This is a genomic window from Sphaerisporangium sp. NPDC049457 (assembly GCF_055586705.1).
On sequence record NZ_JBVJHR010000008.1, the window covers coordinates 57721 to 75066 of the forward strand.

Annotated in this window: 12 protein-coding genes; 7 read left to right on the top strand and 5 right to left on the bottom strand. The window is 73.5% G+C overall.

The window, feature by feature from the left end:
• Positions 1-28: 28 nt before the first annotated feature.
• Complete coding sequence (locus tag ACZ6QO_RS14350; RefSeq protein WP_465850787.1) at positions 29-1000, top strand: bifunctional helix-turn-helix transcriptional regulator/GNAT family N-acetyltransferase; 972 nt, start codon at positions 29-31, stop codon at positions 998-1000.
• Positions 1001-1410: 410 nt separating this feature from the next.
• Entirely contained in the window at positions 1411-4911 is a 3501-nt protein-coding gene (locus ACZ6QO_RS14355; protein ID WP_465850789.1) for a P-loop NTPase fold protein, read from the top strand.
• 29 nt (positions 4912-4940) lie between these two features.
• Here ACZ6QO_RS14355 and ACZ6QO_RS14360 read toward each other — a convergent pair whose 3' ends face one another.
• The gene (locus tag ACZ6QO_RS14360) at positions 4941-5408 is read right to left on the bottom strand and encodes a Dps family protein (RefSeq protein WP_465850791.1); all 468 of its coding nucleotides are present in this window, start codon (positions 5406-5408) and stop codon (positions 4941-4943) included.
• A gap of 110 nt (positions 5409-5518) precedes the next feature.
• On the opposite strand from ACZ6QO_RS14360, the gene ACZ6QO_RS14365 reads away from it, so the two are divergent.
• Entirely contained in the window at positions 5519-6613 is a 1095-nt protein-coding gene (locus tag ACZ6QO_RS14365) for a helix-turn-helix domain-containing protein (RefSeq protein WP_465850793.1), read from the top strand.
• Positions 6610-9204, top strand: a complete 2595-nt coding sequence (locus ACZ6QO_RS14370; protein WP_465850795.1) for a VIT domain-containing protein — start codon at positions 6610-6612, stop codon at positions 9202-9204. Before ACZ6QO_RS14365 ends, ACZ6QO_RS14370 begins: the two co-directional genes overlap by 4 nt.
• Before the next feature lie 144 nt (positions 9205-9348).
• Here the strand turns inward: ACZ6QO_RS14370 and ACZ6QO_RS14375 are convergent, their stop codons facing one another.
• Together ACZ6QO_RS14375 and ACZ6QO_RS14380 are read right to left on the bottom strand one after the other, a co-directional pair.
• Positions 9349-10182, bottom strand: a complete 834-nt coding sequence (locus ACZ6QO_RS14375; protein ID WP_465850797.1) for an SWIM zinc finger family protein — start codon at positions 10180-10182, stop codon at positions 9349-9351.
• A gap of 71 nt (positions 10183-10253) precedes the next feature.
• Positions 10254-13625 (bottom strand): DEAD/DEAH box helicase, encoded by a 3372-nt coding sequence (locus ACZ6QO_RS14380; protein ID WP_465850799.1) that lies wholly within the window; start codon positions 13623-13625, stop codon positions 10254-10256.
• Between the two features lie 523 nt (positions 13626-14148).
• On the opposite strand from ACZ6QO_RS14380, the gene ACZ6QO_RS14385 reads away from it, so the two are divergent.
• Positions 14149-14565, top strand: coding sequence for a hypothetical protein (locus ACZ6QO_RS14385; protein ID WP_465850800.1), 417 nt, complete (start codon positions 14149-14151; stop codon positions 14563-14565).
• Between the two features lie 43 nt (positions 14566-14608).
• Here ACZ6QO_RS14385 and ACZ6QO_RS14390 read toward each other — a convergent pair whose 3' ends face one another.
• A complete protein-coding gene (locus ACZ6QO_RS14390; RefSeq protein ID WP_465850802.1) occupies positions 14609-14857 on the bottom strand; it encodes a hypothetical protein in 249 nt (82 codons plus the stop codon).
• Between the two features lie 263 nt (positions 14858-15120).
• Positions 15121-15540 carry a GlcG/HbpS family heme-binding protein gene (locus ACZ6QO_RS14395; protein WP_465850804.1) on the bottom strand — a complete coding sequence of 140 codons (420 nt, stop codon included), beginning with the start codon at positions 15538-15540 and terminating at the stop codon, positions 15121-15123.
• Between the two features lie 103 nt (positions 15541-15643).
• Here ACZ6QO_RS14395 and ACZ6QO_RS14400 point away from each other — a divergent pair, with 103 nt between their 5' ends.
• Positions 15644-16069: a MarR family winged helix-turn-helix transcriptional regulator gene (locus ACZ6QO_RS14400; protein ID WP_465851131.1), complete on the top strand. Its 426-nt coding sequence runs from the start codon at positions 15644-15646 to the stop codon at positions 16067-16069.
• Positions 16070-16424: 355 nt separating this feature from the next.
• A complete protein-coding gene (gene mmuM / locus ACZ6QO_RS14405; protein WP_465850805.1) occupies positions 16425-17309 on the top strand; it encodes a homocysteine S-methyltransferase in 885 nt (294 codons plus the stop codon).
• Positions 17310-17346: the final 37 nt, after the last annotated feature.

Consider the following 17346-nt stretch of genomic DNA (forward strand, 5'->3'; position numbering starts at 1 on the left):
CAAGGAATCCTTTGATTGGAGCAACGATATGGAGGAGCTCGTCGCCCGTGTCCGCGGGTTCAACCGCTTCTACACCCGCGTCATCGGCGTGCTCGGCGCCGGCATGCACGACACGGCGTACTCCCTCACCGAGGCCCGGGTGCTCTACGAGCTGCAGAAGAAGGACGCCACCGGGACCGGCGAGCTCAAGAAGGACACGACCGAGACCGGCGAGCCGAACAGGGACGCGACGGAGACCGGCGAGCTGCGGCGGATGCTGGGCCTGGACGCCGGATACCTCAGCCGCATGCTCGCCCGGTTCGAGACCGACGGCCTGGTCACGCGGGAACGCTCCTCCGCCGACGCCCGGCGGCAGGTCGTCCGCCTCAGCGCGCGCGGCCGGCAGGTCTGGCGGACGCTCGACGACGCCTCGGCGGCCGGCGTGAGCGCCCTGCTCGAACCGCTCACCGAAGAGGACCGGCGGCGCCTGATCACCGCCATGACCACGATCCAGCAGGTTCTGGACGACCGTCCGGCCCCCGGCCGGTACGTCATCCGCCCGCCCCGGCCCGGCGACCTCGGCTGGGTGGTGCACCGCCACGGGTTGCTGTACGCCGAGGAGTACGGCTGGGACGAGACGTTCGAGGCGCTGACCGCGCGCATCGTCGCCGACTACGTCGAGGGCCACGATCCCCGGCGCGAGGCCGCCTGGATCGCCGAGGTCGACGGCGAGCCCGCCGGCTCGGTCTTCTGCGTCAGGGACGACGACCGGACGGCGCGGCTCCGCCTGCTGCTGGTCGAGCCGTCGGCGCGCGGCTCGGGCATCGGGGGCCGGCTCGTCGACGAGTGCCTGTCCTTCGCCAAGCGCGCCGGTTACGAGCGCATCGTGCTGATGACCGTCGACACCCTGACCGCCGCCCGCCGCGTGTACCAACGGGCCGGCTTCACCCTGGACGCCGAGCACACCAGGCCCGCCTACGGCACAGAAGTAACCGAACAAACCTGGTCCCGCCCCCTCTGACCTCTCCTCTCACTCAAACGTTCCTCCCCCCTCCCCACCGCGCCTCCCACGCCGACCGGACGCCCCCGTCACCACTCACCGGGGGGAGGTTCTCTCGCCCCGCATCCATCGGGGGACACCCTGCACCGACCGGACCACCGGTCCGGTTCGCCTCGCGTGCTCCACCTCACCGACGGATGTCCGTCAGGGGCGCCGCGGCGGTGGGATGGGGATACGGCGAGGCCGGCGCCTTGGGCGGTGACGGCCCGGGGAGCGTGGGAGAGACGGCAAACATCCTGTAAAGGGGTGGCGGCGGCGGGGCGCGTCCGGCCTAGGGTCGGCCAGGCCTCTGGGACCATCGGGGCTGCGCCGCATCACGCGGCCCGGCGGTCCTGGGCGTCGAGCCCGCCGCCCGGCCATGGGAGCCGCCGATGACCACGATGATCGTTTCCGCGCCGCCCGCCCCGAAGATCGGGAACCGCAGGGCGCTGGTGTTCCTCGACCGCGACGGCGAAGGCTCGGCCAGTACGGGCGGCGCGGCCGACCGAAGGCTCGTCCACGCCCTCACCTCCGAGGGGTACGCGGTCCAGACCGCCGAGTGCGTCGCCGGCGACCACACCCGGGTCGGGACGTTCCTGGACACCGTCGAACCCGGCGACCTGCTCCTGGTCCGCTGGTCCACCGAATCGGGATGGGGGCCGGGCGAGTTCGGCGCGCTGATGGGCGAGTTCGCCCGCCGCGTCGAGCGCTCCGACGGCGCGGCGCTGGTGCTGATCGTGGACTTCGGCTGGCTGGTGACGGCCAATCCCGGCCACCCGCACGAGACGCTCACCCGGCTGCGCGTCCGCGGGGAACCGGTCGCCGCGGCCGCCGCGCTCACCACCAGCGCCACGATGCCCGCGGAGCGCCCGGGCCGCGCCGTGTCCCTTACGGCGATCCTGGCCGATGGCATCCTGTCGGGCGAGGCCGATATGGACCTGGACGGGACCATCTCCGTCGGCGACCTGTACCGGTACGCCGAGGAGCGGTACGCCGACCTCGGCGCCGAACGCCGTCCCTACCTGCTCACCTATGGCGAGGGCGAGCTCATCGCCGTCGCCTGCGCCCGGCCGTCCGCCCGCGACCTCGGGCCCGTCTTCGGGGCCGCGCTCGCCCGCCTGGCGGCCGCCGGCGACACCGTCGCCCCGGCCTCGGCCGCCGAGCTGGTGTGCCGGATCTATGACGTGCACCTGGACGAGGGCGCCAGGCGGCTGCTGCGCCGCGCGACCCTCCTCGCCGACGACGAGCCGCTCACAGCGGCCACCGCCGCGCTCCTCATGGACGAACTCCAGCCGGACGACGTCCCCGGAGACGACGACGTCCATGCGGACGGCGGATACGAGGACGGCGCTCGGGCGTACGGCGCCTCTGGTGACGAGGGTGGGACGGGCGGCGGGCCCGCGCGCGACGGCCGCGTGGACGGCGGGCACGAGGGCGGCGGCGGGGCTGGGCGTGGGCGGCGGGTGGGCGACGCTCTCAGGGAGCTGGCGGGCTGGGGGCTGCTCGGGAAAGGCACGCCGTTCGCCGACCCCGCGGTACGCCGCGCGCTCACCGGCCGGCCGGACCCGCGGGAGCTGGCACGCGTGTCGGCCGTCCTGCGCCGATGGCGGGCCGCCCGGCGCGCCGTACAGCCCCGCGCCCGGCTGACCGGCGACCGCTGGACGCTCCAGGACCGCCTCGGGCACCGCGTCCACGCCGAGGCCATCGCGGCGTTCATCCGCCATCCGGAGACCCGGCCACCGCTGACCATCGGCGTGAAAGGCCCGTGGGGCGCGGGCAAGACCTCGCTGATGCGCATGGTGCAGGACCTGCTCGACCCGGGCGCCGCCGAGGACCGCCCGGCCGAGATCCACCTCATGGACACCGCCCGCCGGTCCGGGGGGCGGGTGACCAACGCCGAGGTGCTCTCCCGCGCCAAGGACGCCGGCACCGCCGGCCGGGAGTACGCGATCCCCGGCGAGCTGCCGCTGCGGCACGCCGACTGGCGGCCGACGGTCTGGTTCAACCCGTGGATGTACCAGAGCGGCGAGCAGGTGTGGGCGGGACTCGCCCACGAGATCATCAGCCAGATCACCGGCCGGCTCCCCCGTGGCGAGCGCGAACGCTTCTGGCTGGCGCTCAACCTCGCGCGGGTCGACCGTGAGGAGGTCAGGCGGCGGGCCTACCGGCTGGCCGCGACCCGCCTGCTGCCCGTCGCGCTGGCCTTCTGCGCCACACTGCTGGTCACCTGCGCGTCTCTGGCCGCGGCGGCCCTGGTGCCCGCCGCCGCCTCCCTGCTGCGCGGCGCGGCGGCCGCCGCCGGCTCCGGGGGATCACTGCTCGTCCTGGCCGCCGCCGGGATACGACTCGCACGGTTCATGGGCGAGTCGGCGGACAACACGTTCACGCGGCTCGTCCGCCAGCCGGACCTGTTCGGCGGGGCGCAGGACGCGGCCGGTGAACTGGCTCCCGACCCCGGGTACCGGTCCAGGACCGGGTTCCTGCACCTGGTGCAGACCGACATGCGGCGGGTGCTCGGCATGGTGGCCACCGAGGAACGCCCGCTGGTGGTGTTCGTGGACGACCTCGACCGATGCTCGCCCGGCACGGTGGCGCAGGTCATCGAGGCGGTCAACCTGTTCCTCGCCGGGGAGTTCCCCAACTGCGTGTTCGTCCTGGCGATGGAGCCGGAGGTCGTGGCGGCGCACGTCGAGGTGGCCTACCGGGACCTCGCCCGTTCGCTTCCCGCCTCCGCCGAGGAGCGCTCGGGGCTCGGATGGCGGTTCCTGGAGAAGATCGTGCAGCTTCCGCTGAGCGTGCCGATGCTGGACGACGGCGAACGGCTCCCGGCCTACCTGCGCGCCCTGCTGGAGGTCCCGCCCCCCTCCTCCGCCGCGCTCCCGTCCTCCAATGCGCCATCGACCTCCGCGCCACCGCCTTCCGATGCGCCATCGCCCTCCGCCGCGGCGCTCTCCTCCGGCACAGGTTCCGGCCGGCCTTCCGCCGCGTCACAGGACGCCGCTTCCGTTTCGTCCAACGGATTCACCGGTGCGGTGGTGACCTCCGGTCCACGGAACCCCGTGGCGATGGACTCCGCCTCTCGGGGCACCGGTCCAGTGGACGTCCGTTCAGGAAGCGCCGCCGCGAAGGGCGCCGCCTCTCGGGGCGCCCGTCCAGCGGGCGTCGGTTCGGGGAGGGGCGGCGCGAAGGGCGCCGTCCCGGCCGAGGCGCGCACCGGGGGCGAGCGGTTCGCGCGGACCGCCCCCGAACTGGTCGACCGCATCGAGGCCGCGATCCGGGCGATGGGACCGACCGCCGGCGATCTGGACATCGTCGCCCGCCGGGCGCAGGACACGCTGGGCGCGGCGTCCGACGACGCCATCGGCGGGCTGTCGGCCGCGACGCGCCTGGCCGCCGACCGCGTCTACGACGACCTCTACAGTGACGAGAACGCCTACGCCGCGATCGCGCGGGTTCTGCCGGCTCTCACGCTGAGCAACCCGCGCGAGCTCAAGCGGTATGTGAACGTCTTTCGCTTCTACTCCTTCGTGACCTATCGCCGCGCCCTCGCCGGAGCGCCCAAGGCGGCGGACGAGGCGGTGGCGAAGCTCGCGGTCCTGACCATCCGCTGGCCGCATCTGCTGTCCCTGCTCGCCCGCGAGACGGAGATGGGCGACGCCGCTCTCGTCGCGGATGACGCGGGGACGGCCGGGTACGCCGCCTGCGGCGGGCGGACGGTTCTGGCGGTGCTCGAACGGGCGGCGGCCGGACAGGGCGAAGACGCGTGGACCGAGGCGCTGGTCACGGCCGGCCTGGTGCGGAACACCAGGGCCGGTACGGCCCGCTGGGACGCGTTGCACGCGCTGCTGCGCACCCGGCCCCCCATCGCCCACCTCGCCTGGGACCTGCTCTGAGCCCGTCCGACCGCCATGCCTCTGGAGGGTCAGCGCTGGGCCTGGACCATCCAGTGTTGCTTCTCCAGCTCCTGGGTGATCTCGATGAGGAGGTCCTGGGTGACCGGGTCGGCCTCCTCGGTGGCGGCGATCCGCTCGCGCATCCGGGCGACGATCGTGCCGAGGATGTCGGTGAACACGGCGACGACCTTGCCGTCCTCGAGGTATCCGGCTTCGAACTGCCCTATCTGGGTGTCCCGGGCGATGGTCGCCGCGCGGCCGTCCGGATTGACGCCGAGGGCGACGGCGCGCTCGGCGGCGCTGTCGGCGCCGGTCCGCGCGATGGCCACGATGTCGTCCAGCTGCAGGTGCAGCGAACGGAAGTTGCGGCCGACGAGGTTCCAGTGGGCCTGCTTGCCCACGAGCGAGAGGTCGAGCAGGTCGATGAGGGCACCTTGCAGCGCATCGGCCGCGATCTTCTGGTTGTCGCTCGAAAGCGGGCTCGTGATCTGGGCCATGAAGCATCTTCCCCTCAAGGTGATTGATGGCCTCTTACCTAGAACGCCCTAACCACCTCCCCGGAGGCTAAACATTGACACTGTAATGATTGCAGTGTCACTATGAAGGCATGAGTGACACCTGGACGATCGGCGAGCTGGCGGAGCACGCGGCGCATCTGCTGCCGTCCACCCCGCAGCGGTCCAACGGCCGGGTCAGAGACGTGCCCAACGAGCGGCTCATCCGCTGGTACACCACGATCGGCCTGCTCGATCCGCCGCTCACCCGCCGTGGCCGCGTCGCGCTGTACGGCAGGCGCCACCTGCTGCAGTTGGTCGCCGTCAAGCGCCTGCAGGCGGAAGGGCATTCCATCGCCGAGATCCAGGCCCGGCTGGCCGGCGCGACCGACACCACCTTGGAGCAGATCGCCGTCGGGCCCGGCTCTACGGACACGACGCTCGAACAGGTCGCCGCGAGAGCCGGCACGAGTCCCGGCGCGACTTCCTCGGGCCCGGTCCGGACCACCACCGCGGCCGCCGGTGACCCGCGGGCAGGCTCGCCCGCGCAGGGCGACGGGGCCGTCCGGCCTCCGGCCGATCCGCCCTCCGATCCGCTCCCCGAGGTCCCCGGCTCGCGGCCGCGTTTCTGGGCGACGCCGCCGGCCGCCCCCGCCGACGCGGTGACCGCCGCCGCCCGCCCGGCCGCCGGCCCCGGTCCGTCCTCTGCCTCCCATCCGGCCGCTACCGTCCCCCGCAAGGCCGCCGTGCGCGGGCCGGCCGGAGGTCCGTCCGGTGTGGCCGTCTCGGCCGCCGCGCCGAGCGCGCCGGGGGCGCCGGGGGCGCCGGGCGCTCCTCCCCCGCCCCCGTCCCCGTCCATGCCGGCCCCCCACGTGCCAGGTCTGGACGCGGCCCCGGCGGACCTCCTCGCCGCTCCCTTCGGTCCCGAACAGGCCCTTCCCTACCGGCCCGGCGGCGGGGCGGGCGGCCTTCCCGCCGCCGTCTCCCCCGCCGATGACCTGATCCACGGCGTGCGGCTCGCCGCGGGGGTCACGCTCCTCCTCGAAGGGCGGGTCCCGGCGCCAGGCGACATCGCCGCACTGAGGGAGGCCGCCGCACCGCTGCTCGCTCTGCTGCGCGACCGCGGCCTCGCGCCTCCCGGCGCTCCGGGGACCGCCGCCCCGGCCGCCGGCCTCGACCCGTCTCCGCCCGAAAGGTCGTCACCATGACTGTGCAGATCACATCGTTGAAGCCAGGCGAGTACGCCCCCGCGCCCGACGCGGGGCTCGGCGCGCTGCGCACCGGCAAGGGGAACCTGCCCTTGGAGAGCGTCGAGGTCGAGGCGAACATCACCGCGCTCACCTGCGGCGTCGAGGTCACGCAGGGGTTCCGCAACCCCTATGACGTGCCCTTGGAGGCGACGTACATCTTCCCGCTGCCCGACCGCGCGGCGGTGACGGCCTTCCGCATGGAGGCCGACGACCGGGTGGTCGAGGGCGTGCTCAAAGAGCGCGGCCAGGCCCGCCAGGACTACGACCGCGCCATCGCCAAGGGGCAGCGCGCCGCCATCGCCGAGGAGGAGCGGCCGGACGTGTTCACCATGCGGGTGGGCAACATCGTCCCCGGTGAGCGCGTGACCGTGCGCCTGACGCTGAGCCAGCCGCTGCCGTACGAGGACGGCGCGGCGACCTTCCGGTTCCCGCTGGTCGTGGCGCCGCGCTACATCCCGGGCGCGCCGCTGGACGACCTTTCGGCCGGGGACGGCGTGGCCGCCGACACCGACGCCGTCCCGGACGCCTCGCGCATCACCCCGCCGGTGCTGCTGCCGGGCTTCCCCAATCCCGTCCGCCTGGCGCTGACGGCCCGCGTCGACCCGGCCGGTCTCGACCTGACGGAGATGCGGTCCAGCCTGCACGTCGTCACCCAGGAGGGTGGCGTCGTCCGGTTGCAGCCGGGTGAGCGGCTCGACCGCGACTTCGTCCTTCGCCTGTCGTTCGGCGCCTCCAGCGCGCTGGCCCTCGTGCCCGACGCTCGGAAGGACGCCGGGGAGGCCGCCGCCGGGCCGCGCGACCGCGAGGAGGGCGCCGGCGCGCCCGACACGCACAAGGACGGGGACGGGACGTTCGTCCTTACCGTGCTGCCGCCTCCCGAGACTGAGGCCGGGCGGCGGCCGAGGGACGTGGCCCTGCTGCTCGACCGGTCGGGCAGCATGACGGGGTGGAAGATGGTCGCCGCCCGCCGGGCCGCGGCGCGCATCGTCGACACCCTCACCTCCGCCGACCGGTTCGCCGTGCTGTCCTTCGACAGCGTCGTCGAGCGTCCGGAGAGCCTGGGCGCGGGGCTGGCCCCGGCCACCGACCGCAACCGCTACCGCGCGGTCGAACACCTGGCCCGGCTGGAGGCGCGAGGTGGCACCGAGATGCTCCAGCCCATGGAGCAGGCACTCGCCCTGCTGGACGACCCGGGCAGAGAGCGGGTGCTCGTCCTGGTCACCGACGGGCAGGTCGGCAACGAGGACCAGCTGCTGGAACGTCTCGGCCCGCGGCTGTCGGCCGTCCGCGTGCACACCGTCGGCATCGACCGCGCGGTGAACGCTGGCTTCCTCGGCAGGATCGCCGGGCTCGGCGCGGGCCGCTGCGAGCTGGTCGAGTCGGAGGACCGCCTGGACGAGGCGATGGAGCACATCCACCGCCGCATCGGGTCCCCGCTGGTCACCGGCCTGTCCGTCAAGGCCGACGGGCTGGACGTCGTGCCGGGGAGCCTCACCCATCTCGGTTCGCTGTACTCCGGCGTGCCGCTCACCGTCTACGGGCGGTACCGGGGCGCGGGCCGCGGAGCACTGACCGTGCACGGCCTGCGCGAGGACGGCGCGCCGTGGGAGCACCGGCTGGACGGCAGGCCCGCCGAGGGCGAGGCGCCGAGGGCCATCTGGGCGCGGGCGCACCTTCGCCGGCTGGAGGACCGCTACGCGGTCGGCGAGCACGCTCTGGAGCAGGAGATCGTCGCCACCTCGCTGCGGCACGGCGTGCTGTGCCGGTTCACCGCGTTCGTCGCCGTGGACACCCGCGTCGTCGCCGACGGCGGGCCGAAGCACCGGGTCGTACAGCCGGTCGAGATGCCGAGCGGCTGGGAGGCGCCCGGCCTGGCCGCGCCCATGGCGGCCGCCGCGCCCGTCGCCTTCACCACCGCCGCCGCGCCCGCGATCTTCAGCGTCGCCGACCGGGACGACAGGTTCGTGGCGGGCGGACCGGCCGGCGGCGAGGGCGGGCCCTTCGCGGAGGGCCTCGGAGCGCCGGCCGGCGGCGGGGACGCCGTGCCGGGCGGGGCGTTCGGCGGCGGGCCGTTCCCGGCCGCCCCGCCTGCCGCCCCGCGCGGCCGGATGTTCTCCCGGCCGGGGAGCCCGAGAATGGCGCCGCCCGCGCCGCCGGTGCCGCACTCGTTGGACCTGGTGCGGCCGCAACTGGCCGAGGAACTGGTCCGGCTGCGCGCCCAGGAGTCGATGCCCCTGTCCGACCGCCGCCGGTACCTGGCCGACCTTGGCAGCCGCCTGGCCGCCCTGGCGGCGTACGTGGGCGGGCGGAACGAGCTCACGGCGCTCGCCCGCGAGCTGTCGGCCTGCGAGAGGGCGCCGGGAGCCGACATCGACGCGCTGTGGCGACGCACCGCCGATCTCCTCACCACCCTGACCGGCGGCACCCCGTCCGGCGGCGCCCCTGGCACGGGCGACCCGTCCACCGGAGTCCCGGGCGCCGTTCCGGGCACGCCCGGCCCGGCCGGCCGGCCGCGCGCCCAGCGGCCGTCCTTCTGGAAGCGCTCCTGACCTTCGCGGGCGCCCGCTGCCGGCGCCGCCGCGGCGCCCAAGGTAAACGGCGCGGACGGCGTGGGCGTACGCGGCCGGCGCCGTCCGCGGCGCCCAAGGCGGTGAAACCCCGCCGAGGGCGCCCCGGACGGCAGCAGCGCGCCCCTATTCGGGGGCGCTCAGCCGGCGGTAGGCGGGGCGCAGGATGTCCAGCAGCGGGATGTGGCGGACCTTGACCGGCGGCGGTTCCAGGGCGCGGAGCAGCAGCTCGGGCGGCGCGGACGACGCGGCGGGCCGGGGACGCAGACGGCCGAGCGGCGCCGAGGGCGTGTAGAAGTCGTTCAGCCGCTCGGCGAACGGCACGTCCTCCACGTGGAGCGGGTCCGGCGGCTCCTCCTCCTCGTCGGTCGTCCCCCGCAGGGCGTCCAGCAGCGGCTCCTTGGCCTGCCCCCGCCAGGCGAGCACGAGGAACGGGTCGTCGTCGAACGCCTCGCCGAGCAGGTAGAGCACGGCCGACAGGTGCTTGCACGGGAAGCCCCAGTCGGGGCACGAGCAGTCCATGTCCAGCTCGTCGGCCCCGGAGGGGAACAGCGGCAGGCCGAGCCCGTCGAACACCTCGACGATCTCGGGGGGCATCTCGCCCGCCAGGAGCTTCGCCCGGTACAGCGCCTGCCCGGCGAGCGCCTCCCGGACGCCGGCCCAGTCGCGCGGGCCGTAGGCGGGGATGCGGATCGACACGCGGTACGGGTCGGGCCGCGACCCCTGCACCTTCGCCTTGACCTGCCCGGCGGCGAGGTCGATCTGCAGCACCTGGCCCTTCCTGGCGTACGAGCGCCCGCGGCTGAGCCGTCCTGAGTCGCAGATGCCCTCAAGGATGTCGACGAACCGGCGCGACCACCACTGTTCGCCGATCGACCCGCGCCTGCTGCGCGCCTGGATGCCGCCCTCGACCTGGATCGGGGCGGCGGCCTCGAACCACCCGTCCTTCCCCATCGGCATCTCAGCCCACCCCCTTCGGCACGAGGCCCGCGGGCGCCGCCCGCCGTGCCGGAGCAGGACCTGCCCGCATCTCAGCTCACCGCCTCGGGGGCCAGGCGGAACAGCTCGCGCAACTGCTCGGTGGACAGGTCGGTGATCCAGTCCTCACCCGTGCCGACGACCCTCTCGGCGAGCGCCTTCTTGCGTTCGATCATCTCGTCGATGCGCTCTTCGAGGGTGCCCACGCAGATGAACTTCCTGACCTGGACGTTGCGCGTCTGGCCGATGCGGAACGCCCGGTCGGTGGCCTGGTCCTCGACGGCCGGGTTCCACCAGCGGTCGACGTGGACGACGTGGTTGGCGGCGGTGAGGTTCAGCCCCGTGCCCGCCGCCTTGAGCGACAGCAGGAACACCATCGGCTCGTCACCGTGCTGGAAGCGCTCGACCAGCTCGTCGCGCTTCTTCTTGGCCAGACCGCCGTGCAGCCACAGCACCGGCCGGTCGAGGTGGGCGGCCAGGTACGGCTGGAGAAGCGACCCGAACTCGGCGTACTGGGTGAAGACCAGCGCCTTGTCCCCCTCCTCGACGATCTCCTCGGCCAGTTCCTCCAGCCGCGCGAGCTTGCCGGAGCGCCCGGCGAGCCGGGAGCCGTCCTTGAGCAGGTGGGCGGGATGGTTGCACACCTGCTTGAGCCGGGTCATGGTCGCCAGGACGTTGCCGCGCCTCTCGATGCCCTCGCTGTCGTCGATCTTGGCGAGCATGTCGTTCACGACCGCCTGGTAGAGGCTGGCCTGTTCGGGGGTGAGCGTGCACCACACCTTCATCTCCAGCTTCTCGGGCAGGTCGGAGATGATCGTCTTGTCGGTCTTCAGGCGGCGCAGGACGAACGGGCCGGTGGCGCGCTTGAGCGCGCGGGCGGCGTCCTCGTCGCCGCGCTCCTCGATGGGCTCCTGGTAGCGGTCGCGGAACCGCTTGGCCGGGCCGAGCAGACCGGGGTTGCAGAACTCCATGATCGACCACAGCTCGGCGAGGTGGTTCTCCACCGGGGTGCCGGTCAGCGCCAGCCGCGTGCGCGCCGGGATCGAGCGGACGGCCTGGGCCTGCCGGGCCGAGCTGTTCTTGATCGCCTGCGCCTCGTCGCAGACGACCCTGCCCCAGGCGAACCCGCCGAGCACCGCGGCGTCACGCAGCGCCGTGCCGTAGGTGGTGACGACCAGGTCGGCCTCGCGCACCACCTCGGCCAGCTCCTCGTCCCGCTTTCGGGTGCCGCCGTGGTGGATGTACACGCGCAGCGAGGGCGCGAACCGCTCGGCCTCCTTGTGCCAGTTGCTCACCAGCGACATCGGGCACACCAGCAGCGTCGGCGCGGCCGGCGCTCCGCCGGCCCGCTCCTCCAGCAGCAGCGACAGCGTCTGGGCGGTCTTGCCCAATCCCATGTCGTCGGCCAGGATGCCGCCGAGGCCGAGGCCGGACAGGAAGCTCAGCCACGACAGGCCGCGTTCCTGGTACGGGCGCAGGACGCCGTTGAACGTCTTCGGGGTCGCCACCGCCGACAGCCGCCGTTCCGCCTCGCCCGACAGCAGGTCCCCGAGCGGGCCGTCGGCGTCCACGCCGACCAGCGGCAGTTCCTCCTCGCCGCCGGCCACGACCTCCTGGATCACCTCGGCGACGGTCATCTGGCCGGAGCGACGCCGTTCGAGCACCGACAGGGCGGCCTTGAGCTGGCGGTCGTCCAGCTCGACCCACTGGCCGCGCACCCGCACGAGCGGGACCTTGAGCCTGGCCAGCTCCTCAAGCTCCTCCTCGCTGATCGTGTGGTCGCCGACGGCCAGGTCGACCTTGAAGTCGACCAGCTCGCCGAGGCCGAAGCCCTGCCCGGCCGCCGCGCGCGCCGGCGTCGCCGTACGGGCGCGGGTGGTCAGCTTGAGGCCGAGCCCCTTGCGTCCCGCCCACGCCGGCAGCCGGACGCCGTACCCGGCGGCCTGGAGCAGCGGGGCGGCCCGGCGCAGGAAGCCGAACGCCCAGGCCGTGTCCACGACCATGCCGGACGGCCGCGGGTCGCGCAGGGCCGTGTGCAGCTCGGGGCAGAGCCGCACGGCACGGCCCAGCCCGGCGAGCAGCACCTCGTCGGGGCGCCTGGGCAGGCCGGGGACGCGTCCGCCCTCCCACAGCATGGCGGCCGGCACGTACAGGCTGGGGTCGTCGACCGACTGCAGGGCGAACTCCAGCTCCCAGACGTCGTCCCCGCCACCGGCTTGCGGGCCCTGGTCGTGGTCGCCCTCGGACACCCTGGGCTCGGACGCCCAGCGCTCGGGCGGCCCCGCCCCGGGCTCCTGCCGTGGTCCGTGCCCCTGATCCTCTAGCGGCTCCGGTGGTCCCGGCTCCGGCGGACGCCGGGGTTCGATGAGGCGGAAGCAGACGCGGATCGGGCCGTCGAGCTGCTGCGCCGAGGCGAACCAGTCGTTCAGGGCGCCGGCGAGCAGCTCGGCCTGCCGCCCCTCGGCGCCGGGCAGCGCGGCTTCCGGCATGGTGAGGGCCGTCAGCCACCGTTCGGCCAGGTCGCCGCCGGGGCCGGGGCGGTTGCCGCGCAGCAGCCTGTCCGGCAGCGACAGTCGCGTGGCGGCGTCGGCGAGGGCCGCGAGCGCCTCGTGCAGGACCTCCGCCGCCGGGCGTTCCCCTCCGGCGGCCCGGACGGCCGGCGGCATGGCGGCGGCCAGCTCGCGGAAGGCGGTGGCGTCCGCGCCGGTCAGGACGGGCCGCCAGCGGGCGGCGCGCCCGCCGTCCTCGGCGACGAGCTGGGGCAGCACCCGGCCGCGCCGGACGAGCGCCCGCGCGTGCTCGGCGACCACGGCCAGATAGCGCAGTGACCCTGCCGCCCCCCACTCCGGCCGGCCGGACTCGGGTTCGGACATGTCGTGCGGGCCGGCCAGCGTGCCGAGCAGGTGCAGCGCCCTAGCGGGAGGCAAGAACAGGACGGGGACCCGCCACGGGGAGATCTTCGGCGCGCGTGCCGAGCTCTCCAGGCCCGACTCGGGCGAGGGAAGCGGACCTCGCGCCGTCGTCCCGGGAAGCCACAACCTCACCGCCCCGCCGGCGGCCACGAACGCCGGCCCCCGACCGTCCAGCGATCCCCGACCGGCCGCGGCGGACCATCGGCCGGCCGTGGCGGCCCCTTCGCCGGCCGTGGCGTACCTCCCGGCCACCGTGGCGGACCCCCGGGCCGTCGTCATGGGCCGTTCGCCCGCCGTGGCGTCGGAGTCCAAGGAGGTGGCGACCACCATGCCGAGGGCGGCGGCGAGGGTCGCGGACGAAGCGGCGTACGGGTGCGGACGCCCGGCCGCTCCACGTCCGCCGGGCCTTTTCCCCGCCAAAGCGGAGCGTTCGCCCGGCCGTGCGGGCAAGGAGGTGTCCTCAGCCCATAGTGCCAGGTCACTGCCGTTCCAGGCCCCGTGGACCACGAGCACGCGACCAACCCCCTCTGCCTGCGCCGCCCGGCTCCCCTGCCCATCGGCCACCACCACGGCGCCGTTACGCGCCGGCCGACCGTACCCCGTCATCCGCACGGTACCTGCTCGGCGGCACGGCGGCGCCCGTGTCATCCCGCGACCTCGGGCAGCGCACCGAATCCCCCACGCGTGCGGAAGGCGCCGTGCGGAAGGCGCGCGCAAGACGCGCGGGCCTCACGTGGAAGACGTGCGAACCTCACGTGGAAGACGCGTGGAAGACGCGTGGAAGACGCGCGGGCGTCGCGCGGGCGTAACGCGGCGGATGACGGCGTTGATCTGGGCTGGTGAGAGGCCGAATGCAGATTCGGGGCTCAAGCCCCGTTTCCATCCGCAGGTTTCCATGGGCCGGTGTCCATGGAGCTCGGGGCCGGATGGGGATCACCTCGTCAGCAGGAGCAGGCACCGGGGGTGTGGCGTGCCGTACGGCAGGCCCTGGCCGGTGCCGGTGGCCGCAGGACGGGCGGGGCCTCACACTGGTGCCATGAGCGGGGAGACCAGGGGCGCGCTGACGGCGGCCACAATCGCGGCGCTGGCCGAGCTGGGCCGCGTCGAGCGGGAACTGACCGGCTGGCGGTGGCTGCCGACCGCGGCCGAGCAGCAGGTGGCCGCCGAGCTGTTGGGGGTCGTGGCGGCCGGGCGGACACTGTATGAGATCGCCTTCGGCGAGGCACGGGCGGACCTGGCCGAACTGGTCGGCCCGCTGCAGGCCGTCCTAGACCGGCATCTCTCCACGCGCGAGCAGGCCGCGGCGCCGGACCTCTTCGACGCCGCGGGCGTGTGGGCGGCGGTGACGACAGTGGTGCTGGCGGCCAGGTCCGCGCCAGGCGACCAGCGGGTCCGGGTGCTGTTCGCCTACCAGCAGTTGCTGGTCCTCGTCCAGGACGGCTACCCCTACTGACCGGGCTGCGGCCGCGCCGTACCAGGGCAACCGGACATCACCGTCAGCCGCAGCCCGGGATCCACACCGGCGGATCGGGCGCGGTCAGCGGGTAGGAGTCGAGCACGGCGGCCACCGCGGACCCGTCCAACATCATCGCCTGCTCCAGCGCGTTGGCGACCGCCTCGATCGGATCCGGTTGGATCGGCGTGCTGTTTACGCAGGTGACGGTCGCGTCCTGATTGGATCGGCCGATGGGGGCGCAATCGATCGGTTCCGCCCCCTCCGCCGAGATATGTATCCCCGACTCCATGCGGCTGCATGGTGCATTGCTCTTGACCGAGCGGATCAGCGCGGTTCTGGCCCAGCGGTGGATGATCAGTGGAGGGGGTTAGGTGAGCATTCGTGGGCGGGCCGGAGGGGGCCGCGTGGATCGACGTGGCTCGGTCTGGGGTTGGTGGGCGGACGGCGACCGCGCGGACTGGAGCAGGTGCAGGGCGAGCATGGAGACCTCCTGTCGTCGAGGGCTCCGACGAGAGGCGCGGCTACGTGGAGCTCCTGACCAGGTGGACAGGCCTATGCTGACGCGGAGGGCGACAGGGAGCCGACCCCGACATCGGCGCACTGGTCATCCTGTTCGAGCGTCCCTCCGGCGATCGCGATCGCACCGACGACGACATCGCCGCGCCGGATCAGCCGAGCGGCCCTACCGGCCACGATGGGTGTTCCCGCCACGTCAACTATCTGCGCGAACGCCGCCGGGTAGGCCTGCTGCAGGCCCATCAGGTCACTGTCGTCGCGACGAAACAGCGCAACGCTGGATGCTTTCGCCGGGGCGATACGGGCCGACATCGGAGACGCGCCGTCCATGCGATCGAGAACCTGCAGGTGCCCGCCGCCGTCGACGATTGCGACCGTAACCGTCGCGCCGATTCTGGCAGCGTGCTCGCGCACGCGGTCGCTGACGGCCCGAGCTTCGTCCAAAGTGAGCGACATCGTTCCTACCTTCAGTCTCTTGGGTCGACCAATCTTGGTCAGTCCAAGAGTATCCCGGTTCGTTGGATGGACCAAGGGATTGGCTTAGGCTTCCTGCGTGGAGATGAACAAAGTGCCAACCCGTCTGCGCCGCAAACCCAGCTGGCTGATCAACAGGGCTTCCGCTCGGGCGCATCGACTCATAAAAGAAACGATGGCCGCTGCCGGCGGGCACGCCTATCACTTCGCGATCCTCGCCGCGCTGGACGAGTTCGGCCCGGACAGCCAGGTGCAGATCGGCCAACGATGTGGAATCGACCAGAGTGACATGAACACGATGCTCAATGAGCTGGTAGAACAAGGCCACGTCGCGCGCACCCCAGACCCCGCCGACCGGCGCCGCAACCTGGTCACCCTGACCGCCACCGGGCGACGACGGCTCGAAGACCTGGATATGACACTCACGGGGGTTCAACACGACATCTTGGACGCCCTATCGGCCACCGAGCGTGACACGCTCACCGGCCTGCTCACCCGTATCCTCGGCTAGCCTTCGCCTCACCTGACGTGCCCCGATGCGCTCGCGGCGCCTGCCAGGCATCAAAGGTCGTCGTCCTCACCGGCGTCGGGGTCACGCAGGTCGCGGATGGCGCCAGCCCAGCGTGGTCAGCACATCGGGCCGGACCGCCCGCCACCCGATGCCAGTCGCCGCCGTGGTACCACCAGCACGAGTTCACGGTGACACGGGGGACAATCTGACGGGTCAGGCGTAGACGCCAGTCGACTCCGACCCGCATGCACTCGTCCCCGCGGAACGGCTCCGGCCGAGGAAGCCGTCGGCCGCCGGGCGGCGGTCCGGTCACACTGGGAACGACGACCTTTCTGATCAGACATAGGGTATATACGTGACTCCTCAGCCTGATGAGAGCGATGTTGTGATCCTGGACGGCGGCCTCGCCACGCATCTGGAGGCCCTGGGTTGCGACCTGCGCGACGAGCTGTGGTCCGCCAGGCTCCTGCTGGAGAACCCCGACGTCATCCGCCAGGCGCACCTCGACTACTTCGCCGCCGGCGCCGACGTGGCCACGACGGCGAGCTACCAGGCGAGCTTCCCCGCGTTCGTCCGGCGCGGCAGGGTCCCCGAGGAGGCCCGCGCCCTGATCCAGCTCTCCGTCGAGCTCGCGGTCGAGGCGCGGGACGAGGCCGGCGGCGGCATCATCGCGGCCGGCGTCGGCCCGTACGGCGCGTACCTGGCCAACGGCGCCGAGTACACCGGCGACTACGACCTCGACGAGGACGCCCTGGTCGAATGGCACCGTCCCCGCTGGGAGGCGCTGGCCGAGAGCGGCGCCGACCTGCTCGCGTGCGAGACCATCCCCTCCTACGCCGAGGCGCGCGCGATCGCCCGCCTGCTCAAGGAGACGCCGAACGTCAACGCGTGGGTGAGCTTCTCGTGCCCGGACGGCGACCACATCGGCGACGGCGCCCGGCTGGCGGACTGCGCCGCGCTGTTCGCCGGCGATCCCCAGGTGGTGGCCGTCGGGATCAACTGCACGGCTCCGAGCAACGTCAAGAGCCTGATGGGTCACATCACCGGTTCGCCGATCGTGGTGTACCCGAACTCCGGAGAGGGCTGGGACGCGGAGAACCGCCGCTGGACCGGCGTCGCCGACCCGGTGGAGTTCGGCGCCGCCGCACGGGAGTGGCGGGCCGCGGGCGCCGCCTTCATCGGCGGGTGCTGCCGCACGACCCCCGAGCACATCCGCCGAGTCAAGGCCGCCCTGTCATGACCGCCCTGTCATGATCGCCCTGTCCTGACCGTCCCCT